This window comes from Pseudomonas wuhanensis, from assembly GCF_030687395.1.
Lineage (GTDB): Bacteria > Pseudomonadota > Gammaproteobacteria > Pseudomonadales > Pseudomonadaceae > Aquipseudomonas > Aquipseudomonas wuhanensis.
Map to the genome: position 1 here is coordinate 4,030,448 of NZ_CP117430.1, position 21,984 is coordinate 4,052,431.

Below are 21,984 nucleotides of genomic sequence, written 5' to 3' on the forward strand. Positions count from 1 at the left end.
TTCCAAACAAAAGAGCACGTCCTTTTATAACAAGGCCGCCAAAGGCATGGCCGTTATAATTCGTCAGAGACCCACAAAGATTTAGGTACTAGTATAAAAACTGGACACTGAGACAACCGTATCAGCTGACTTGAAAACAAAGCTTGGATGGCCAGCCATAAGCCCCGTTATTCCCTTCTAATAATAAAAACATTTCCTGACTGACGCGCTCGCTCAGCCTTTGCGCGTGGCTGCCATTTATTAACCGTCGACTGATACACAACGTGGCGCAGGCCCGAGGAATACCGCGATGGTACATAATCGTATTAATCGAAATAACATAACCAAAGGACTGACCTTCTGGGGGCAATGGATAATTGCCATCACTTCGGTCAATACATTGTTATTTGGTCTGGCGTTGTATCAGACAGGAGAAATCGACGCCCATTATCGTGTGCTTGCAGTACTCACTTTCCTCGGTTCCGTCCCTTCCTACTCCCTGCTGCTGGTCTATCACAAGCAGCATAGTTACCTCAGCGGCTTGGCGCGCCTGCTACTGGGATGGCTGCTGCTGCTGGCCGGACTGACCAGTATTGGTTTTTTCAGCAAGACCAGCGAATTGTTCTCCCGGGAAATCATCGTGGTCTGGGCCACGGCCGGTTATTGCATTCAGGCCTTGCTGTACCTGCCATTGCACAGTTTTTCCAAGCACTACCAGCGGCAATTGCACAGCCAGTACAACACCCTGATTATCGGCACCGATCAACTGGCGGTGAATCTGGCAGACAAACTGACCAAAACCGAGTATCCGCCGCTGGTGGGCCTGATCAGCTCAAATCCAAACGAGCTGTCTACCCAGGTCAATGCCCACCGGGTTCTGGGCCCATTGCAGGAACTGCGTGAGCTGATCCAGGTGCACGACGTCCGGCGGCTGTACATCGCGCTGCCCTTGAGCGAAGCCAAACAGGTCGAGGCACTGTACATCGACCTGCTCGACGCCAATGTCGATGTGGTCTGGGTTCCCGACCTGGGCAGCATGACGCTGCTCAATCACTCCATCAGCGAACTGGACGGCCTGCCTGCCATCCACCTCAATGAAAGCCCGCTGACCAGTTACCCTACAGCGGCGCTAAGCAAGACCTTGCTGGACAGAAGCCTCGCCGCCCTCGCGCTGATCGGCTTCAGCCCGCTGCTTCTGGTGATCGCCGCCGCCGTGAAGATTTCTTCCCCGGGCCCGATCATCTTCAAACAGGAACGGCACGGCTGGAACGGCAAGATCATCAAAGTCTGGAAGTTCCGCTCTATGCGCTTGCACGACGACCACCAGGTCCGCCAGGCCGGCCGCGAAGACCCGCGCATTACTCCAGTCGGCCGCTTCATTCGACGCACCTCCATCGACGAACTGCCGCAGTTCTTCAACGTGCTGCAAGGCCATATGGCGCTGGTCGGGCCACGGCCACATGCGGTCGCCCATAACGACTACTACACCGGAAAGATTCAGGCTTACATGGCCCGCCATCGAATCAAACCGGGCATCACCGGGCTGGCACAGATCAGCGGCTGCCGTGGCGAAACCGAGACCCTCGACAAGATGCAAAAACGTGTGGAGATCGATCTCAACTACATCAACAACTGGTCGTTGTGGCTCGACATCAAGATCCTGATCAAGACCCCCTTCACGCTGTTTTCCAAGGACATCTATTAACTGCTGCGATTCACCCCCCGCCTATTCTTCACCTTGCGGCTAACAACGCTGCAGTCCGGACAGTCAGACTTCTGACTGTCCGGAACCCCTCTTTCTCATCTCATTCGCACTCTTTTTTGTAGCCGCTGCCAAGGGCCGCGTTCGGACGAAGCCGTCGTGAATTTGGCGGCCAATCTTTATATTCTTCGTGGTGATACAGGAAATGGCCGGAGTATGAAGTCAGGTATCCGAGTCGGATATATGCTCCACTTGAGTTCTTACCCCAAACAACCGGTCGGCTATCTGCCGACCTCGCTCCAGCCCTTCAGCCGTCAACCAAATCGATTTGTTCTTGTTCACCGGATTACTGATGAAACCCTGTTCATGCAATCGGTTCATGGTCTCGAAGTCGAACCCTTTCCAAGTATTGCCGTTATCGAAACTGAAGGCTGCCAACAGGGCAAGCACGGCTTCTTCAATCAGTTTATCGTCGTACTCCATGATCGTTGCTCCGGGTTTATGGCGCGCTTATCGTGAAAATGCCTTCACCAGCAAGCCGGCTCCCACGGGGTTCGTGTCGTTCACAATATTGTAGGAGCTGGCTTGCCAGCGAAGACGGCCGCCTCACGTCATGCAGCTGTGAAGCCGAACCCAGGCTCGGCTGCGGCTACGGGCATTTGACTAGATGAAGTGGCAAGAGAGGTGTTGCTGGAGGGGGATAGGGAGAGGATCTACGGTTGAAACATGCTGGCAGACTGCTTGGCATTTCGCACCTTTCAGCGCACCCAGCACCTTGAAATCAATAACCCCATCAACACGCCGATAGTATTTGCCAGCATGTCATAGGGCGAAGCCGTGCGCAGCGGCATCAACCCCTGCACGGCCTCAATGAGTACGCCGGTGAGCAAACACCCCACGGCTACCCAGTGAAATTTCACAGCGGGAAAGGCCAGGCGGCAACTGCACGCAAATACCAGAAAACCGATCCAGTGATGAAGCTTGTCCTCTTCGACGAACAGTTCCGGGATCGGCTGAGAGCGCAGCCCCGCGAACAACAGAATCACGGTCACCGCGGCAAAGACCACGCCCCGGAGCCAGAATGGCAACTCGACCAGGCCTTTGAGCCACGTAATCATTCGGTAATTTTCTCGAAGTTGTTGTAGAACAGGTCGCTATCACGCCCGTCGGTCATGGTCTGCAGCGAGTAGGCACGGCTCAGGCGCGCACCACCGTCGCGGGTCAGTGGCGCCCAGACGACATTGGCGCGGCGCATGGTCGAGGTGCTCAGCAACTCGTCGAACGGGATGGATATGTAGATCCCTTTGTCGAAGCTGCCCTCGCCATATTCCTCCTTCGACGCGCTGGTCAGGGTGACCCAGCCGCCAAACTTCACACCGTTCTTGAACTCCCGCGACAAATCGACGGTCGTGCCCCAGTCCCGTGCCAGATAACGCCCGACACTGACTGCTGCAAGCATGTCATTTGGCAACTCAGTATAGCTGGTGACATGACCCGTCACGGTCTGGTAATCACGCAGACCGAAGCCCTGATCATAATCACGCTGACGCACAAAGTTCAGGTCAGCACCCACCGACCAGCGCTTCCCCGTGGGTCGATACAGCACTTCACTGCCGACCCCGGCATACATGGATTCCAGATAGCCGCCGTAGACCATGCCATACAGGTTCTGATCCAGCTGCGCCGCATGGTTGAACTGGAACGTCGGCATCGTCACATCGGAGGTGGTCAGGTATTTGCGCAGATCGGTGCGCACTCGCGGCAGCCCGCTCGGCGCGTCATAGGTGAACTTGTCGTAGTTGTTCACCAAGTTGGCGCTGAGCAAGCCACTCCACCAGGTATTGCGGGTGAAACGGTACTCCGCGTCGGCATCTGCCGTGAACTGATAGAGCAAGCCGTCAGGGCCGCCGATGTTCTGTTTATAGCCCAGGCCGAAGCCATAGCTGAACGGCTCCAGTGCCTGGGTGTAGAGCGTGGTTTCCCGGTGCGCAGTCGCCGGATTGACCTCGGTCGTACGGTGCAGATCCTTCAGCGGCTGGTCGTTGTTCACGACCGCGCGGAACGTTTCGCGCGGCACGCTGGTTTCCTCGATGGACATGTCATAACGCTGGTTCACCAGGGTGAACCAGTCAATGTCCTGATTGACGCTGTTATCGAGAATCCGGCTGGCTCGCCCGACGGCTTTGGACGGATAAAAATAGCGAGACTGCTCGCCATACACCATCAGCTCCGAACCGCGCTGGGTGATGCGTTTGACCTTATAGCCGGCATTTTCCTGCAGCCGGCTGGAGACATCGGCCCAGTTGACTTGGTCGGCCGGGGTCGACGGCGCCTGCGCCGGCAGCGGTTCGGCGGGAGGGTCATAGGTCTTGGCCGGTGCCTTGCGGCTGACAAAGTTGGTGTGCAAGGTGATGCCGAACATCGCCGTATTGCCGCGCTCCCAGCCGGCGCTCAGATCGATGCTGTCGGCCAGTTTGTAGACCACGCCGAAGTTGATCGGCAGGTCTTGCTTGATCGAGTTGTCCAGTGGCTCGTTCTTGTAGTTGTTGCCCTCATACTCGATCTTCAGGCTCAGCGGTTCCCACGGCGTTTGATAGGCAATGCCGCCAAACAACGAAGGGTGGCCCCTGAAGTAGGCGTTGGCATTCACGTCCCCTGCCCTGGCGACCGCCGCCGTGCTTTCTGGCCGGTCGTTGAACTTGCTGCCGAAAATTGCCAGCGGGTTGCTGAAATCCCCTCGATTACCCAAATAACCCCAGGCAATGCCGAGGCTGAAATCCAGGTTGCCATAACGCTTGTTAGCGACGAAATATTCGCTGGAAAACAACCCGGTACCGCCGATGTCCCGGGCGCCGACGGCAACCTGCGGCGCCCAGTGACTTTCTTCCCAAAGCCGTGCCTTGAAATCGATGGCCTTGTCTTTGAAGCTCTGGTCGCCGCTCAATTCCTCGGCGCCGTACTTGCGGTTGGTGATTGCGGTGTAACGAAACGAGCCCTCCAGCCAATCGAATGGCTGCAAGGAAAAACTGTAGCGCGAATAAGGGTCGGTACGACTGGCCGTGGCGCTCAACTCCCCCGCGGGGGCCATACGCGCGGTGGGGGTCTGTAACAGACCGACGCCACCAAAATCACTCTGGGTGTAACGCGGCTCACCATGAGCCAATCCACAGGGCAGGAGCAATGCAGCAGCAAAACGTAACTTAAAGGGGCACTTCAAGGGGCCACCTCAGCCAAAGGTTGAGTGGCGAGAAACTCGGCCAGTTGTTGATTGAGTTCAGGGGTCGGCACCTCAAGGTCATCGCTGCGGATCGGCACCAGGATCCTGCTGCCGGGAGCCGCCACAACGCCGTCCTCACGATTCCATGCCGCCACGCCCACGCGCCGCACCTGACCGTCGGGTTGGATCAGCCACAGATAATCGCCCTCAGCATCGTTGAGGAGAGCGCAATCCCGGGCGTAGGCACGCACCTCCTGCAGGGCGCGGTAAGGCACCTGACAGGGTTGCGCGACCGCCCCGAGAATTTCCACGGTGGATGGCCGCGCCGGGTAAATCAGACGGTCACCATCATCCAGCAACGCGTTGCGGGCGAACCCCACTTCCACAGCGATCGGATCAAGCACCGCGACCTGGCGTCCGGTGACCGGCAGCCGTTCGATCTGCTCATACAGGCGCGCACTCAAGTCCGCTCGTGTGTTCTTGCCATCGAGCAAGGCACCCCGCTGCACCAGTTTCAGATCGAACAGAACACCCGCCTTCAACCGCGCTTGTTTATCCTCCAATGAACGGTGCAGCCACGCCGCGCCCAGCCAATAACTTTCGGCGTTGGGTTGGGATTGGCCAATGACGTCCAGCAAACGCGCACCGGGTTTGACGTCGATGGGGCCGGGGCTGCGCACATCACCACTGACCGTGACAGCCGCCTGGCCTACACCCGGACCGATCAACAGCAGGCCAAGCAAGAAAAGGTTCGAACACTTCACCGGGCAGCTCCCCGATCAGGGCGTAACTGCACGATTTTCAGAAACAACTGCGGCGTCAGATGCTGCTCGCTGCGCAGGATGAAACCGTCCTGGGGGTCGACCCAGTAGCGGTTGGTGGCGTGGAAATTCAGGGTGGGTGCATCCACCTGCTCGTCAATGCGCAGCAAGGCGTAATCCTTGTCCAGAATGCTGATGGTCTCGATGCCGTGGCGGCTGAAACGGCTGTTGACGGCAATACCGATTCGGTTGCCGTCGTAGATGTCGATCCAGCGCGTGCTGGTGTAACCGTCGGGCACATGCTGAAGGCCGCGCTTGAAGGGCGACTCTTCATTGAAGCGAGTGCCATCCAGAGAAACGCCCAGCCCGACGGCGCGCACCACCAGACCGTCACGCATCATCAGCACTTGCTTGCCGGAAGCGACCCAGAACTGCAGGTCACCACGCCGGCGGGCCATGGCCATCACCCCCTCGCTGGAGGTGGTGGTGACCAGGATCTGCGGATAGGGCACGGCATCGACCTGAGCGCGGGTCAAATGGATGGAGGCAGGCCCCGCGACGGAGGCTTCGAGGGTGTCCCAAGAGGCCTTCGTCAACGGATTACACCCGCACAACAAGAGCGCCATCGTCAGACAGGCGCAGGTAGGCAAAATTTTCACGGCGGGATAGAGCCTTATCTGCTGTTGGCTTCGCTGAGGTCGTTAACTGAGCTGGCACCGGTCCCGAGGACACTGGCGGTAGGCAGGAGTTGGGTGATCAGACGGTTCCAGCGCGTCACGCCGGCCGGGCCGACATAGACGATGTCTTGCGGTTGCAAGTCGAAACGGGTGGCCAGCACCAAAGCGGAAGGCGATTCGGCATCGAGCTGGAACACCTTGGCCGGCTCGGTTTCCAGGTTGTCCGCGCCGCGAATCACATACACCGCGTTGCCGTTGGAGGTGGTCTGGTTCAAGCCCCCCACTGTGCCCAGTGCATCGGTCAGGTTGATCGATTTGCTCTTGAAGCTCAGCGCGCGAGGCTGGTTGACCTCACCCATGACATAGATCCGCTTGAGGTCGTTATAGGGCAAGTACAACCGATCACCGCCCTTGAGGTAAACGCCTTGTAGCTGCGAGTCCTGACGATTGAGGGTGTCCAGATCCAGCTTGTACTCGCGCCCGTCGCGGGTCAGCGTCAGCCCTGACAGGTCTGCATTCAACGGATCCACACCCGCCGCACCAACGGCCTCCACCACACTCAATGGGTTGGTGGTGATCGGTTGCTGACCGGCTTTGAGCACCGCGCCGGAAATCACCACGGTCTGGCTGGCGAAACGCAAAACGCTGACGTCGACCTGAGGGCTTTCGACAAATTGCGACAAGCGCTCGGCGATAAAGGCTCGCAACTCTTCAATGGTTTTACCGGCGGCCGGAATATTACCGATGTAGGGATAAAACAGCGTGCCGTCCGGACGAACCAGACGCCCGTTGGCATCGATTTGCTGTTGCGGTCCCGAAGGCGCCGTCAATTCGGGGTGATCCCAGACTGTGATAAACAACAGGTCGTTGGCGCCCACGCGATAACCGCCCGGAACATAGGACAACAATGCCGGGGGCACCGATTCGCGAACGTGCGTGGCGGCATCCATGGCAATCAATTTAGGCGTGATGGGAATAAGCTCCACCCGGCTACTTTCCGGAGAGCCGTCACTGACCATTTGACTGGTGTCCATGTGTTGACCAGGCGAAAACATACAGCCGTGCAAGCTGATACTTGCCAGCATAACTACAGATAATCTACGGATCATAATGGCACTACGCTAGTCGAGGGCAAGTCTAAAAAAAGATCACCCAGAATGTTCTGAGTGATCTTGAACATCGTACTTCGTAGGGTATTAGTTGGTACCGGTAGTACCGCTAGTGCCGGTTGTGCCGCCCGTTCCGGAGGTACCGCCATTGGAACTGCCACCGGAGTTTGAAGCGGCCGCCGCAGCGCCGAGAATGGCCGCGCCGACCAACATCGTTTCGGCGACCGTCACGCCCCCGACCAGCGGGGTGTTCAACGATAGTGGCTCGCTTTCGCTCACCGCCTTGCTCACTGGCTCATCCGCCGCCAACGCCGCGGTGCTCATGACAGCCAGCAAGCTGGCCGTAATTAGTTTCTTCATATCAGACTCCTTCTCGACATCAACTCTGCATTAGATTTGATACTAAGGGACCGGGAATGGAACAGCAGGTGAATGAACTGTCACCCGTCAATTGAACGAGGCAGTTCATGCACATTGCCTCCTTTGGAGGATGTCATTTATAGGAAGTGCATGCCATACACCGAACCTCGTCACTCCATCGGCAAAAGCGCTTGCACCGAGCAGGAATGATTGACGAACAAAGGCGATTTTCCAAGACATTCACCTCGCAATAAGGGATTTTCAGTACAAACTTCCGAGTGCGAGTCACTCATCCCTCGCGCCAATTGTTATTATTAGTCAGGATTTTCCCGGCGCTTATCCCGCAAGATTCTATTGTGATCAGAGATTAACTGTTAAATAACATCAGGTCATAAATAGTTAATGTTAACTATAGACCATTATTTATCAGTCATGCCCCGCTCAACACCGCGCGCAAGCGTGGGTTGCGCAAGTCTTTTTCCGAGAGCTGAGGCGATTCAATAGGCCAGGCAATGCCCAGGTCCGGATCATTCCAGAGCAGCCCACCCTCATCCTCGGGGAAATACAGATCGGTGCATTTGTATTGGAAATCGGCGGTATCACTGAGCACGCAGAAGCCGTGGGCATACCCCGGCGGCACCCATAGCTGAAGATGGTTGTCGGCGGTCAACTTGACCCCTACATGTTCACCGCAAGTGGCCGATTCGGGATTGATGTCCACCACCACGTCGTACACCGCACCTTGGGTAACCCGCACCAATTTGCCCTGGGGGCGGGTCCGCTGGAAGTGCAAACCACGCAGTACGCCATACTGCGAGCGCGAGTGATTGTCCTGGACGAAAGGCAAATCGATGCCAGCATCGCGATAACGCTGCTCGTGATAACTCTCGAGAAAGAACCCGCGTGTATCGCCAAACACCTTGGGCTCGATAATCAGTACGCCAGGCAACCGGGTGTTGATGACATTCATTTTGCCGTCTCCGTGGACAGCACCCGTGCCAGATATTGGCCATAACCGGTTTTGTGTAGCGCGGTTGCTTGCTGGTCCAACTGCGCAGCCGACAACCAACCCTGGTGGTAGGCCACCTCCTCCAGACAAGCCACTTTCAAGCCCTGCCGTGCTTCGATGGTCTGGACGAAATGCCCGGCCTCCATCAACGAATCATGGGTGCCAGTGTCCAGCCAGGCAAAACCACGCCCCAACACACCGACATGCAGATCCCCACGCTGCAGATACGCGTTGTTCACATCAGTGATTTCAAGCTCGCCGCGGATCGAGGGTTTGACTTGCTTGGCAATGCTCACCACATCGTTGTCGTAGAAATACAAGCCGGTGACGGCATAGTCGGACTTCGGTTGTTTAGGTTTCTCTTCGATCGAGATCGCCTTGCCGTTATCGTCGAACTCGACAACGCCAAAACGCTCCGGGTCGCTGACTCGATAACCAAAAACAGTAGCGCCGGTGCGCCGTTGAGACGCTTCGCGCAACAAGACGCTGAAACCATAACCGTAGAAGATGTTGTCGCCCAGAATCAGCGCCACTTTACTGTCACCGATAAAGTCCTCGCCGATCAGAAAGGCTTGCGCCAGACCATCAGGAGAAGGTTGCTCGGCATAACTGAGTTCAATGCCGAAAGAAGAACCGTCGCCCAACAGGTTCTGGAAGTTGGGCAAGTCCTGGGGCGTGGAAATAATCAATATCTCGCGAATGCCCGCCAGCATTAATACCGACAGCGGATAATAAATCATCGGCTTGTCGTAAACCGGCAGCAGCTGTTTGGATACACCACGGGTAATGGGATGCAAGCGGGTGCCGGAGCCTCCGGCCAAAATGATGCCTTTCATTTGGGAATTCCCTTCGAAATGTAATAGAGGCAAGGTTTGAATGTTTCAGCCGACGTGGCCAAGACGCTCCGGTCGGTATTGACCGCTAAGAACACGTTGCCACCACCCTTGATGGTCCAGATACCACTGAACCGTTTTGCGTATGCCGCTCTCAAAGGTTTCCTGTGGTCGCCAACCGAGTTCACGCTCGATCTTGCCCGCATCGATGGCGTAACGAAGATCATGTCCCGGCCGATCCTTGACGAAGGTAATCAGCTCACGATAACGCTCGACGCCCGCAGGCTTGTCAGGCGCCAACTCCTCAAGCAGATCGCACAGGGTTTGCACCACCTCAAGATTGGTTTTCTCGTTGTGGCCGCCAATGTTGTAGGTCTCGCCAACCTTGCCCCGGTACACCACCTCGCATAACGCGCGGGCATGATCTTCTACAAACAACCAGTCGCGAATCTGCAAGCCGTCGCCATAGACCGGCAGAGGCCGGCCATGGATGGCATTCAGAATCACATGGGGGATCAATTTCTCGGGGAAGTGATAAGGGCCGTAGTTGTTCGAGCAGTTAGTCACCAATACCGGCAGACCATACGTACGTTGCCAGGCTCGAACCAGGTGGTCCGAACTGGCTTTGGATGCCGAATAGGGTGAACTGGGCGCATAAGGTGTGGTTTCACTGAACAGGCTGTCGGTGCCCTCCAGGTCGCCATACACCTCATCGGTGGAGATATGGTGGAAGCGAAAAGCCTGCTTGCCCTCCTCCGACAGTCCATTCCAATAACGCCGGGTTGCCTCGAGCAACGTGTAAGTGCCGACAATATTGGTCTGGATAAAGTCCGCGGGGCCGTCGATGGAACGGTCGACATGGGACTCCGCGGCCAAATGCATCACCGCGTCCGGTTGAAACGTCGCGAATACTTGATCCAGAGCCTGAGCGTCACAGATATCGACCTCGAAGAAGTGATAGCGCGGCGACTCGGCAATGCTGGACAAGGAATCGGGATTGCCTGCGTACGTCAACTTGTCGACGTTCGCGACCGTACAGGTGGTTTCATTTATCAGGTGGCGTACCACTGCTGATCCAATGAAACCGGAACCACCGGTAACGAGGATTTTTTTAAACATAAATGGAGATCCTGACGACGAGATGAAAGACTGAATCGGTAACCCGCCCCCGCTGTGGCTAACCCATCGGGGGCTGCGGTTCATGCCCTGCCGTATTTGTCTTCAAACCGTACGATATCGTTCTCGCCCAAATAGGAGCCCGACTGGACTTCGATCAGTTCAAGGGGAATGACACCCGGGTTCTCGAGCGCGTGCACTTGACCAATAGGGATGTAAGTCGACTGATTCTCGGAAACCAGATAAGTCTTCTCACCGTTGGTCACCTTGGCCGTACCGCTCACGACGATCCAGTGTTCGGCGCGGTGGTGATGCATCTGCACAGACAACTTCGCTCCCGGTTGCACCGTGATACGTTTCACTTGATACCGAGTGCCTTTATCTATCGAGTCATACATGCCCCACGGACGATAAACTTCTCTGTGGTTCGAGTATTCGTGGCGATCGGATTGCTTGAGCCGTTCCACCACTTTCTTAACGTCTTGTACTTGATCCTTGCGAGCAACCAGAATGGCGTCGTTGGTTTCAACAATGACCAACCCTTCGACGCCGATAGTCGCGATCAAACGGCTATTGGCGTGAACATAGGTATTGGATGTGTTCTCGGCGAAGACATCCCCTTTGAGCACGTTACCGTCAGCATCTTTTGCAAAGGCATCGGCGAGCGCAGACCAAGAGCCAATGTCACTCCATCCGGCATTCATCGGGACCATCACCGCATCGGCGGTCTTTTCCATTACAGCGTAATCGATAGAGTCCTCGGGGCATGCAGAAAACAAAGCCCGGTCAACCCGAGTGAAATTCAAATCCTGCGAACCATTACCCAAGGCCTCAATACAAGCAGACAAAATGTCAGGCCGGAATTTTTGCAACTCTTCCAGATAACGGCTTGCGCGAAACAGGAACATGCCACTGTTCCAGAAAAAATTCTTCGTGAGCACATATTCTTGAGCTGTTGCCAGGTCGGGCTTCTCGACAAAACGGTTCACTCTGAAACCGCCGCCGATTTCGTCACCCTTCTCGATATAGCCATACCCCGTTTCGGGATAGGTGGGCACTATCGCGAAGGTTACTAGCTTCCCTTCCATTGCCAGCGCAAGAGCGACCTTGATGGCCTCCTGGAAAGCATCGATATCTTTAATGGTGTGATCCGCCGGCAAAATCAGCAGCATCGGATCCTGACCTTCGACCGTAGCTTGCAGTGCGGCCAGCGCAACCGCTGGCGCCGTATTACGGCCTACGGGCTCAAGCAGGATATTTGCACTCTCCATGCCCAGTTTTCGCAACTGTTCAGCGGCCAGAAACCGATGCTCTTCGTTACAGATGAGCCTGGGGCTCTGTATCTCCAAGCCATCAAGTCTCTGAATAGTGGCCTGCAGTAAAGAGAGATTGGTATCTATTAACGACAGGAATTGTTTGGGGTTCAGTTGTCGCGAAAGTGGCCATAGGCGCGAACCAGAGCCTCCAGATAAAATAACCGGAATCATTTAGCACCTCATCGAAAAGTAACAGCCTGGATTAGATCGAAGTAATGGATGACTTATGAGGGTCGCCATTCAATGAAAAGCTGCTCATACGCACTCAACACTTTTTCCCATTTGAAACACTCGACAAATCTTGCGGCGCCGGCTTTTTTCATATCCGCAATTTTTTGTTCATCGGCCAGCGATTCATCCAAGAGGCGAGAAAGAGATTGCTTGTCCGAAAAGTAAGCTGCGCCCTCACCCACCACCCAACGATTAAATGGATTATCGTGAGCAATAATTGCGCAACCAGCACCCAACGCCTCAACCAACGAAGGATTGGTTCCGCCAACTCGATGCCCATGGAGATAGAAACGACTGAAGTACCTGAGCGCCTGAACGACGTTCGAATCGTAAATGGCACCTGGGAATATCACTTCATCACTTGCCGCGCCCATCACCTTCTTGTGATATTCGTTCGTGTTCGGTGTGAAGTTTCCAAGCACGACAAGTTTATGATTCCTGACCGAAGAGCTAAACGCATCGACCATCTCGAAAAAAGAGTTTTCCGGCTCGGGCCTGGCAATAATAATAGAGAAGTTTTTTGGTTCTAGCCCGAAACCCGCCAACACTTCGACAGACGCCGATTTAACTTCATCACCACCGTAGGGAATCATGGTGATCTTATCGCCGCTGACTCGTGTAGCAAGGTGATCCTTTATCTTCGGATGGTCGGCGACCAAATGATTGCCTATCCAACAACCCAGTCGTTCATTCATCCAGAACCAGGTCTTGGCAATGGCCCCCCACTTCTCTCTACGCCACTCAATACCGTCCATATTTATTATATTGGTTTGGCCTTTTGCGCGTTGCAGCAGATTAAAAATGGCGGTGTTGTACCCCAACGTCAAAAACAAACCTTTTTCACCCAATGCATGGCGAACAGCCTTGAAATCAAAAATAACGGTGCCCAGCGCGCCCTCTCTGGAAACAGGTATGTGAACGCGGCGAATACCCCGCCATTCGGTTTCCGTTATTGCACCACTGCCACTTTCCTGGCAATAAACGGTAATTCGCCAGCCCCTTTCCTTAAGGTAGACCGCCAGTTTTTCGGCAAATGTTTCGAAGCCGCCATGCTGTGCCGGAATACCTCTTATCCCTAGAATCAACAAGTGCTTATTCATAAGTTTCAAATACCTTAATGTGCTGACGCGCTACGCGCTTCCAATCATGATTTTCTATCATTGTGGCTCGGGCGTTATACGAAATATCCTCTGCGGAACTTGAGCCCAGAGCTGCAAGTATTTGCCGGGCCAAATCCTGTGGATTATCCGTTTCAAACAAAAAGCCATTTTGGCTGTCGTCCACGACTTCAAGCATGGCTGGCAAACGTGAAGACACGGTAATACAGCCATACGACATCGCCATTAGCAGTACGCCGCTTTGGTAGATCTTTTTATAGGGCAGGACCACGATATCAGCAGAGGAATAATAAAAATCGACGTCCTCGTCATTGATATAGCGAATGTGCGGAATCACCACCCTTGAGATGTTTTTTGATTTTATGAGTTCTTCATAATGCTGAAACGAGTCCTTCCACACCTTACCGGCGATTAGCAGTACGGCATCAGGTTCATGCTTTGACACGATCTCCATCGCACTCAAAAGAACATCCAGCCCCTTAACCTTTTTTATCTGACCAAAGAAAAGTATGAGCTTCTTATCGACAGGCAGTGATAAGTGCTGGCGAGACAAAACCGTCTCCCGCCTTTTCACGAATGGCAGATAGTTACCATGAGGAATAATAGCTATTTTCTTATCGATCCCCTGCGCCGAAATCACCGAGCGCAACTCTTGCCGAGAGAACTCGTTATGAACAATAAACTCCTCCGGCGCCTTCAATATAGAGGTGTGGGTTCTTGTCAGAGAGTTTCCCGAAAATGACTCAACATCGTGCACCGTTGCGACTATCTTTATCCCACTAAACCTCAAGAGCTTACACGTTATAAACTCGAGCAATGAATATTGAAAAAAATGCAGATGGCAAATTTTTCCGCCTTTTTTCTTTATATCAATGATGGATCTCATCAAGGCCGCAACGAACCGGATCAGCCTGACAATCTTATTGGACTTTCCGTAGACCCCTTTAAAGAACTTGTTTATCGTAAAATTATTCGAGCTTTGCTCCTGCGACTCAGGACAAGTGTAGAGATGTACACAGGTATTATTCAGAACCAACCCTTGTCCGAGGCCGGTATTGTAATAATTCATTCCACCGTGCCCGCCCACTGGTTCAATTATGAAATAATTCAAATGAGCCATGAAGAAAATCCTTATTCAGTTCAATTTAACAACTGATATATTTCGTGAACAGTCGACTGCGCCAACTGTCTCTGCGCACCTTTTTTACTTGCAGTACCGATATGATATTGAGGTACAAATCCGCTTATCGCCCCCCTGTGAATCAAACACTCATCGGTGTGCGTCTCAGCGGTAAATTTTTTATTTTTGTCTGAATAATTGTATAAAGAGAACGGCGTCCCTACCGAGTAGGCAACCACTGCAGGGTGCAATCGGGCACTGACCACATGCCTGGCCTTTTTTATACAGTCTATGGACAGATCAATATCACTGCCCGGAATCTTAAATACCGACAATCCGCTATCTTCCAGCTCACGCTCGGCAAACAGTGATACTCCCGCATCGACTTCTGCGTCCGCATTCAGTACGCCTACCTTATTAATACCCAACGTTCTACATGCCTTGATCGAAACGCCGAGCAACTGCCTATAGATATCGGTACTGGATTGTTCGCCATAACCTTCAAGATCACGCAGGCACACGATGATGTAATCATCCGTGCCATCCATAGCACTGGCCCCTTGCGCATCGTCTATATCGAGCGCATAAGCCAAGTCCACAGACTGTTTTATTTTTCCGGAGCGCAGCCAGGGATTTATTTTTTTAACGGCCTGTAACGAAGCCGAATCTCTAATGTAAAATGCTTTAGCTATTACAGTTGCAAAAAACAAAATCAGCCGTGTCTTCAGTTTTTTATGGTTATCTACCCCAATACCTGCATAGATAACACTCGCGCCGAACAAGCGACCCAGCGCCATGTACTTGATCCCGCCAGTCCCGCCCTCATCCATGAAGCAAGTTCCACCGCCCCAAATGATCGCAGAACTTTTCATTACATTTCTGTATGCGGTCAACGCGTTAGCTTTATTAAGCTCCACCACGCCCACATCATTATCGCTAATAAATCTTTGTTTCCTGAGCGATCCAGCATCCCCGTAAGTCAATACGGTAAATGCCAAACCAGGCTTCCTCAAAGACAGAAGCGACTTCAGCATCAGAAGATCACCGAAGTTATCTCCGTAATACCCGATAATAGAAACGTTCATACACTCACACTCTTTCTATAAAGAATATAGTACGAAACAGCTATGAAGAACTCGCTAGCCACAATACTGGCACCAATACCTTTTGCTTCAAACTGCATTAACAAGACAAACAAACCGACTTGTAGTGCCATCCCGACACTGGCGACCAGGATCTTTTTACTCACCCACTCCTCGCTCAATAATGCAGCGCCAAAAGGGGTTGCGAAAAATCTGAACGGAATAGACAGTGCCGCTATTTGCAACACCTGCGCCGCGTAATCATATTCACCGCCAAACAGCAAATGAATAAGCTCTCGAGAATAGAAACTCAAGCCCGTCGCAAAAACAGCTCCCACTGCAAATGAATACAATGAGTGCTTGATGGGTATGGATTTTTCCGCATTCGAAAGCGCATGGTATTTTTTTATTAAATAGGTATTGAATACCGTATTAGGCGCAATATAGAGCGCCGTGAGCAAGGTATTGCAAATCGCCAGGTATCCAGAATAGGTAGAGCCATAGATCACCCCTAACAAAGAGATCGGGATCTGCAACTGAGCTATATTGAGAGCGCCATTCAACGAATACTTAATGGAGTCCTTAAAAAAAACTCTAATCTTTAAACCTGCTGCTTTTCCGTGCCGGGTTATTAAGGCAGCACACAGCACCAAGCAAAGAATATTAGCGGCCCCCAGGGCTGCTGCAGCGGTTGTAAAACTCGGGACCAGCGAATAAAAAATTGCCGCAACCAACAATATCCTTGAAAGCGGCACCACCACTTGGCCAAACGAAATCCGTAGAGGACTGCTCTTGAGTTGACCTTGGGTGACCACAATCGCCTGAGAAGACAGTGCGACCACTCCTGTCGCCAGCAACACCGACTGCAAAAGATCAATGCCTGCTCCGTACAACAGCGCCATGCTGATGACATAGGCACCCAAGGTATTGATCAACAGGCAAACGTAGGCAATTTGCATGTACCCGGTATATTCAGACGGTGACCGACTGACACGCCTTAACAACAAACTATTGATGCCACTGAACGCCAGCGCCCCCAGCGTTATAGTAATTGCGTTGGAAAATGATATAAGGCCAAAACTGGCTGCGTCCAAGGTTCGGCTGAGTATGACTTGAAGTAAAAAAGTCGCACCCGCGGCGCCAAACGATGAGATCAACAATTGAATTGCTTTCAAGGGAAATGTCCTGCTCGCGGTTAGTCAGCGGCTTGAAATCGCTCGTTCAATTTAAAGTGCGCCTTCAACAGCAAGTATTTTTTGGATGCGGTGTCCGAAGCCAAACCTCTTTTTATCAAGGACATTTGAGAAATCCAGATGTCCGCTTCTAACGCTATATCGATTTAGGCGACAGAAGCCTGAAAAACAAATATATCGACAGATAAACCATTACCATCCATAAAACACTCATACTCTGAGCAGAAATCCCAGATGTAATAATCTTCGAAAATATCTCCAATGATGATATATAAATAATTATCCCAAAGCCTGTCTTCCCTTGAAGAATTTTCTTCCTGTATATCAGCTTAACTAGATACCCTAACAACGTACAACCCAGGACAACTCCAGGATATCCAAAATTTATATACATATCTCCCATAACAGTAGGAGGTATTCCAAACCCCTCAAACTCCAGCCCAACAATCTCTTTTAACCAAGACTGATAATCCACCTGCTTCCCGGGCATAATTGTCGCGACATCCATGAAAAATGTAGCCCCATAAAGCGGATCATGATTTATAAATGCAGTAAACACTTTTTCCAGATTCGAAATATATACAATTAAGCGATAGCCAGCAGTCGTCATAAAATCAACAGTTGTGTCGCTATTTGGATTCCTGACCATTTCAAATACATTTACAAACACCACTCCAACCACGGCGAACAGCATCATTTTTTTAATTGAAACTTTAACTTCAAGGTAGTGATATATAGATATCAAATAGATCCCAAGCCAAATTGAATATCTACGCGACCCAGTAAACAGCAACATACAACACAGCATTGTTGTTATAGCAATGAACAACGGATTTTTGAATGCTTTCTTTCCAGAAGCCGACACCGAAGGCAAATAATAGAACGCCGGGGCAAATACCCCCAGAGTCATAATATAAAGAAAATATCCATTTCCAGATATTGAAAGTGCTGCAACCCTTGCACTTTCTTTGTCCGCCGCGAACAAGGGTATCTGCCCTGCCCTCAAAAAATATATAGCAGAAGCCAAACAAGACAAACATGCCAACCCCAGCCCAACAAATCGCACTTGTTTTTTCCGCGAACTTACCCACGTCTTATAACTTAAAACTGTTCGATAGAGCGTTCCAGTGATGACTATCTTAAACTTATTGTGGATTATATCTTGAAGCGCAAAGCCAAAATTTATGCATACAAACCCTATGGCTATTATTGATAGCACGGTAGAGTAATTACCCTGCCTATATATGTCTGGCCGCAAAATCGATAATGCCAACGGCCCCAACCCAATAAGCATTATAAAATACAAATTTAAGAAAAATTCCGGCTGAAAAAAATCCTTAGGCCTAAAAAACAAAAATGGGGATATCGCAAGCAACAGAGTAATTATTGCCATCATAACTACATCTCACCAACGCATTTAATATATGCATCTGCATCATCAGCCCATACTTCAACCCAGGAAGGTGCTAGTTTTTCTGCTTTGATAAGCATCAAATTGAATCGCTCGACTTGATTGAGAGATGAATACTTTTTTATCGACTGAAGAGATTTCCTCTGACTCGCTGGCTCAGATAAAACTAAATCAGCATACAGATTACCTTTCTTAAACCACTTTTCATCTGTGAAGGCCAGAGCAGATAGAATCAGGTCATCTTTTAAGAACACTTTGGAGCGCTTAATGACTTCTTCGGATATCTCATTTGTCCTCATGGACCCGTAATGTGTATGCACAGCAATAGAAAGTGGAATACCTGGAAATATCTCATGATAATCTCGGGCCAGAGAAACCCAGCTATTCACATATTCCTCCTTCGTAAAACCAACCTTTTTCAGCTCATAGTCCGACGCAATAAAATTCATTTCTATTCCATTTGTATTGCTCCCTCCTGTAACAGATATAGAATTTATTACATCCTTGAACGGAAGTACCCGCGCGGCGACTTCCGTCAGCAACTGGCGCAAATTAGCATGATACGCAGAGTCCCATGGCACGGGCGCTTCACTACGAACATTAATATCGTTGGCTGTATACGTATCATTGTGGAGCCACTTGACTTGCCGACTTTGGCTAAGCACCCAATCGGGAGACCAGCGTCCTGTTAGCAGCGCCAGGTTTACCTTTTTGTTGTGCCGCCTTGCTGAGCGCAATAACTCCTCAATTCCCTCGAAGTTAAACTCCCCCTTAACAGGTTCAAGCTTTCGCCATCCGACGTAGTAAGTAATACCGGCCAAACACTTATTATCCAACTGTTTATATTTTGCAGCACTACTTACCCACACGCTATAAATTGGAACAGAAAAAGACTTATAGTCTATAGCTGAACTGGTAAATGATTGACTTACAAAAAAAACAGCCACCATTGCTATTACAGCAAAAGCACCAAATCTTCTTGCAAAGCATTTAGCGTATCCAAGGCCATATTTTCTTGCCATTTCTGTTCTCGGGATGCAGGAGCGGTATAAATAGGTTCATAGGATGCTAAATCATCTGAACAAATCAAATGACGCTCGCTACCACTTCTACTGCATGGCACCCAAGCTCTCCCAGTTTTTTTGCTGCAAAGCTTGTTACTTCGCTATCTACATCCTGATCAGCATTAATCAAAACCACTGTAGTAACTTTTAAATAGCTGACAATTTTTCTGCCCACGAGAAATGCAGTGAGTGCGGCAAAAAATGTCGACGCCAACAAAAGTACGACTATCAACATCCTACCTTCAGTCCAGACTCTAGGGCTCACTAAGCTTTAGGCACGCTACCGCCCCAGGATTTTTCGTCATCTTCCTCAGAACGTAGTGCTTCCATGAAATATCGGTTTGATCATGCCTAGCGGCTAATGATCCAGCGCAGCAACAACAATAAAAATTCAAGAACAACAGCAGTATCGTCCAAACTTATGACGCAATCAGCTCAAGACTCATCAGCTTTTGTCAGAGGTGTAGGCATAGTGGTAATACCCATAATCACTGTAGCCATACTTATTGGAGGCTTTTCTCTCCACGCCATTAAAAATCGCACCTTTAATAGCAACGCCATTCTGGGAGAACCGGCGGACTGTCAACTCGATTTCTTTTGCCGGGTTCAGGCCATAGCGCGTCACGATCAGGTTGGTCCCGGACAGGCGCCCGACGATCGCCGCATCTGTCACCGCCAGCAGTGGCGGCGTATCGAGAATCACCAAATCGTATTGCTCGCTCACCTGCTCCAATAGCGCGCTGAAATTGGCGTGCATCAGCAACTCGGAAGGATTGGGCGGGATCTGGCCCCGACTGACAAAATCGAAGTTGTCGATTTTTGTCTTATGGATGGCGGTGGCCATATCGCAGCGCCGGGCCAAGACATCGGAGAGCCCATTGTCTGAAGACACACCTAGCACTTTGTGCAGATAACCCTTGCGCATGTCGACATCGATCAACAATACCCGCAGACCGGTTTGTGCTATCACCACCGCGAGGTTGACCGAAACGAACGTTTTACCCACTTGAGGGCTAGGCCCGGAAATCATCAAGCGGTTATTGTCAGCCTCATGCATGGCGAAGTGCAGACTGGTACGCAAACTGCGCAATGCCTCGATTGCCAAATCAGTAGGATGAGTGACGGCCAGCAATGAAGTCCCATTGGCACGCCCTCGTCCACGGGAGACTTTGTCTTCTTCGGTTTTCTGCAAAATGCTGTAGGGAATCGATGCGTAAACCGGCAACCCCAGTTGCTCGATGGCTTCCGGGCTTTCGAGTCCCCGATTCAGCGCCTTGCGTAGCAGCACCAAGGCCACTGCCAGGAAGCCGCCAAGAATCGTGGCGATCAATACAATCAGGGCTTTTTTCGGTTTGACCGGTTTGAGGAAGTTGACGTCCGCGGCATCGATCAGGCGCACATTGCCGACGGTCCCCGCCCGCATCACATCCAGTTCCTGAGACTTGTTCAGCAGCTGGGTATAAATGGCAGTACCGACCTCTACATCCCGGGTAAGGCTCAGCAGTTCTTGCTGGGTGGAGGGAAGGCCCTCCACCTTGGACGCCAAACTTTTCTGCTTGCTGCTCAACTCACCAATTTGAGTCAACAATGCGCGATAGGCGGGATGTTGGCGGGTGAATTTGCGATCCATCTCGGCTTGCTGCAACTTCAACTCGGAAATGCTGGTATCGAGCCCGACAATCTGATCGAGAATAGATTTGGTTTCGAGCGTGATGTCCACAGACTTGCTACGCGTCTGGTATTCATTCAAGGCATTCCCGGCTTTTTCCAGGTCCTTCTTGACCACCGGAAGTTGCTCTTTGAGAAACGCCAGGCTCTGCGCTGCCTCAGCTGAAGTGCGCTCTACGTTTTGCCGCACATAAATAGCGGCAATTTCATTGAGGGTTTTAATGGCCTGATCCGGATCTGTACTTTCCAATGCCAGGCCGATCATGCCCGAGTCTTTTCCTCGCTCGGATACATCCAAATCCTCTTGGTAGTCGAGGATGCTGGTCAGGCGAGAATTGCGGATGATTCTGAAGCGAGTCCCTGGGTTGGCGTGCAATTCCTCTATCTGGAATGTAACGCCATTTTGTTCGAAAAGTTGTCCCGTCTGACTGGCGGCCAATAGATTGTCGTCTTCGTCCACCAAGGTGTAATGACCATTTTCACCCGTGGTCAAGGTTAACTTCTTGCCCAGTTGCGAGTCGGGAAGATCCAGTTTGAATATCTTCAGCGACTCCCCTCCCCAGGCGAAACTGTTCAGCCCAAACAAGGCATCGGCCATTTCACCGGGATTACTATTCTGGAATCGACGAGCCAGGAACTCACCGAACACCGGGAAGTACATTGGTTGTATGACGACATCAAGTTTCAGCTCATCAACCGTTTTACCAATCACCGCTCGAGACTTGATCAGCTCGATCTCAGTGGCCGAAGGCGACTCTTTCCCCAACATGCTGCCGACATCGGAGAAGCCCAGCAAATCGTTCTTTTTCGCTTCAACCTGCAACAGCGCATTCGCCTGGTACACCGGGGTCGCAAGCACCGCGTACGCGGCCCCAGTCACCATAAAGGCACCGGTAACCGCGGCAATCAGCCATTTATGGTCGATGAGTGTTCCAAACAGGCCGAGAAGATCAATCTCGTCATTGTCGTCGTCCCGCACGTTGACTACCGGTGCTTGCTGCATAAGTCGGATTCTTTG

Annotated in this window: 20 protein-coding genes; 1 reads left to right on the forward strand and 19 read right to left on the reverse strand. The window is 51.8% G+C overall.

Annotation, left to right across the window (positions count from 1 at the left end):
• Nucleotides 1–289 precede the first annotated feature (289 nt).
• Nucleotides 290–1,684, forward strand: a complete 1,395-nt coding sequence (locus PSH88_RS18430; protein WP_305421942.1) for an undecaprenyl-phosphate glucose phosphotransferase — start codon at nucleotides 290–292, stop codon at nucleotides 1,682–1,684.
• 219 nt (nucleotides 1,685–1,903) lie between these two features.
• Here the strand turns inward: PSH88_RS18430 and PSH88_RS18435 are convergent, their stop codons facing one another.
• The 19 genes from PSH88_RS18435 to PSH88_RS18525 all read right to left on the reverse strand — a co-directional run bounded on the left by PSH88_RS18435 (nucleotide 1,904) and on the right by PSH88_RS18525 (nucleotide 21,969).
• A complete protein-coding gene (locus tag PSH88_RS18435; protein WP_030132074.1) occupies nucleotides 1,904–2,164 on the reverse strand; it encodes a DUF6429 family protein in 261 nt (86 codons plus the stop codon).
• Nucleotides 2,165–2,439: 275 nt separating this feature from the next.
• Nucleotides 2,440–2,799, reverse strand: coding sequence for a VanZ family protein (locus PSH88_RS18440; protein ID WP_305421943.1), 360 nt, complete (start codon nucleotides 2,797–2,799; stop codon nucleotides 2,440–2,442).
• The gene (locus tag PSH88_RS18445; RefSeq protein ID WP_305421944.1) at nucleotides 2,796–4,898 is read right to left on the reverse strand and encodes a YjbH domain-containing protein; all 2,103 of its coding nucleotides are present in this window, start codon (nucleotides 4,896–4,898) and stop codon (nucleotides 2,796–2,798) included. The genes PSH88_RS18440 and PSH88_RS18445 overlap by 4 nt, the downstream gene beginning before the upstream one ends.
• Nucleotides 4,895–5,662, reverse strand: coding sequence for a capsule biosynthesis GfcC family protein (locus PSH88_RS18450; RefSeq protein ID WP_305421945.1), 768 nt, complete (start codon nucleotides 5,660–5,662; stop codon nucleotides 4,895–4,897). The genes PSH88_RS18445 and PSH88_RS18450 overlap by 4 nt, the downstream gene beginning before the upstream one ends.
• The gene (locus tag PSH88_RS18455; RefSeq protein WP_305421946.1) at nucleotides 5,659–6,318 is read right to left on the reverse strand and encodes a YjbF family lipoprotein; all 660 of its coding nucleotides are present in this window, start codon (nucleotides 6,316–6,318) and stop codon (nucleotides 5,659–5,661) included. The genes PSH88_RS18450 and PSH88_RS18455 overlap by 4 nt, the downstream gene beginning before the upstream one ends.
• A 14-nt stretch (nucleotides 6,319–6,332) precedes the next feature.
• Nucleotides 6,333–7,445: a polysaccharide biosynthesis/export family protein gene (locus PSH88_RS18460; protein WP_305421948.1), complete on the reverse strand. Its 1,113-nt coding sequence runs from the start codon at nucleotides 7,443–7,445 to the stop codon at nucleotides 6,333–6,335.
• An 87-nt stretch (nucleotides 7,446–7,532) separates the two neighbouring features.
• Nucleotides 7,533–7,805: a hypothetical protein gene (locus tag PSH88_RS18465; protein ID WP_305421949.1), complete on the reverse strand. Its 273-nt coding sequence runs from the start codon at nucleotides 7,803–7,805 to the stop codon at nucleotides 7,533–7,535.
• Between the two features lie 430 nt (nucleotides 7,806–8,235).
• Nucleotides 8,236–8,775: a dTDP-4-dehydrorhamnose 3,5-epimerase gene (rfbC, locus tag PSH88_RS18470; RefSeq protein WP_305421951.1), complete on the reverse strand. Its 540-nt coding sequence runs from the start codon at nucleotides 8,773–8,775 to the stop codon at nucleotides 8,236–8,238.
• The gene (rfbA, locus tag PSH88_RS18475; protein WP_305421953.1) at nucleotides 8,772–9,650 is read right to left on the reverse strand and encodes a glucose-1-phosphate thymidylyltransferase RfbA; all 879 of its coding nucleotides are present in this window, start codon (nucleotides 9,648–9,650) and stop codon (nucleotides 8,772–8,774) included. The genes rfbC and rfbA overlap by 4 nt, the downstream gene beginning before the upstream one ends.
• A 45-nt stretch (nucleotides 9,651–9,695) precedes the next feature.
• Nucleotides 9,696–10,766, reverse strand: coding sequence for a dTDP-glucose 4,6-dehydratase (rfbB, locus tag PSH88_RS18480; RefSeq protein WP_305421954.1), 1,071 nt, complete (start codon nucleotides 10,764–10,766; stop codon nucleotides 9,696–9,698).
• Between the two features lie 80 nt (nucleotides 10,767–10,846).
• Nucleotides 10,847–12,250 carry a mannose-1-phosphate guanylyltransferase/mannose-6-phosphate isomerase gene (locus PSH88_RS18485; RefSeq protein ID WP_305421956.1) on the reverse strand — a complete coding sequence of 468 codons (1,404 nt, stop codon included), beginning with the start codon at nucleotides 12,248–12,250 and terminating at the stop codon, nucleotides 10,847–10,849.
• 53 nt (nucleotides 12,251–12,303) lie between these two features.
• On the reverse strand, nucleotides 12,304–13,410 hold the full coding sequence (locus PSH88_RS18490) for a DUF1972 domain-containing protein (RefSeq protein WP_305421957.1): 1,107 nt from the start codon (nucleotides 13,408–13,410) through the stop codon (nucleotides 12,304–12,306).
• Nucleotides 13,403–14,548: a glycosyltransferase family 4 protein gene (locus PSH88_RS18495; RefSeq protein ID WP_305421958.1), complete on the reverse strand. Its 1,146-nt coding sequence runs from the start codon at nucleotides 14,546–14,548 to the stop codon at nucleotides 13,403–13,405. The genes PSH88_RS18490 and PSH88_RS18495 overlap by 8 nt, the downstream gene beginning before the upstream one ends.
• 20 nt (nucleotides 14,549–14,568) lie before the next feature.
• Nucleotides 14,569–15,633 (reverse strand): polysaccharide pyruvyl transferase family protein, encoded by a 1,065-nt coding sequence (locus PSH88_RS18500; RefSeq protein ID WP_305421959.1) that lies wholly within the window; start codon nucleotides 15,631–15,633, stop codon nucleotides 14,569–14,571.
• Entirely contained in the window at nucleotides 15,630–16,805 is a 1,176-nt protein-coding gene (locus PSH88_RS18505; RefSeq protein WP_305483313.1) for an MATE family efflux transporter, read from the reverse strand. Before PSH88_RS18505 ends, PSH88_RS18500 begins: the two co-directional genes overlap by 4 nt.
• 154 nt (nucleotides 16,806–16,959) lie before the next feature.
• Nucleotides 16,960–18,219: an O-antigen polymerase gene (locus tag PSH88_RS18510; protein ID WP_305421962.1), complete on the reverse strand. Its 1,260-nt coding sequence runs from the start codon at nucleotides 18,217–18,219 to the stop codon at nucleotides 16,960–16,962.
• Nucleotides 18,220–18,221: 2 nt separating this feature from the next.
• Nucleotides 18,222–19,256, reverse strand: coding sequence for a beta-galactosidase (locus PSH88_RS18515; RefSeq protein ID WP_305421963.1), 1,035 nt, complete (start codon nucleotides 19,254–19,256; stop codon nucleotides 18,222–18,224).
• Nucleotides 19,257–19,320: 64 nt separating this feature from the next.
• A complete protein-coding gene (locus PSH88_RS18520; protein WP_305421964.1) occupies nucleotides 19,321–19,533 on the reverse strand; it encodes a hypothetical protein in 213 nt (70 codons plus the stop codon).
• 210 nt (nucleotides 19,534–19,743) lie between these two features.
• A complete protein-coding gene (locus tag PSH88_RS18525; RefSeq protein WP_305421965.1) occupies nucleotides 19,744–21,969 on the reverse strand; it encodes a polysaccharide biosynthesis tyrosine autokinase in 2,226 nt (741 codons plus the stop codon).
• Nucleotides 21,970–21,984 lie beyond the last annotated feature (15 nt).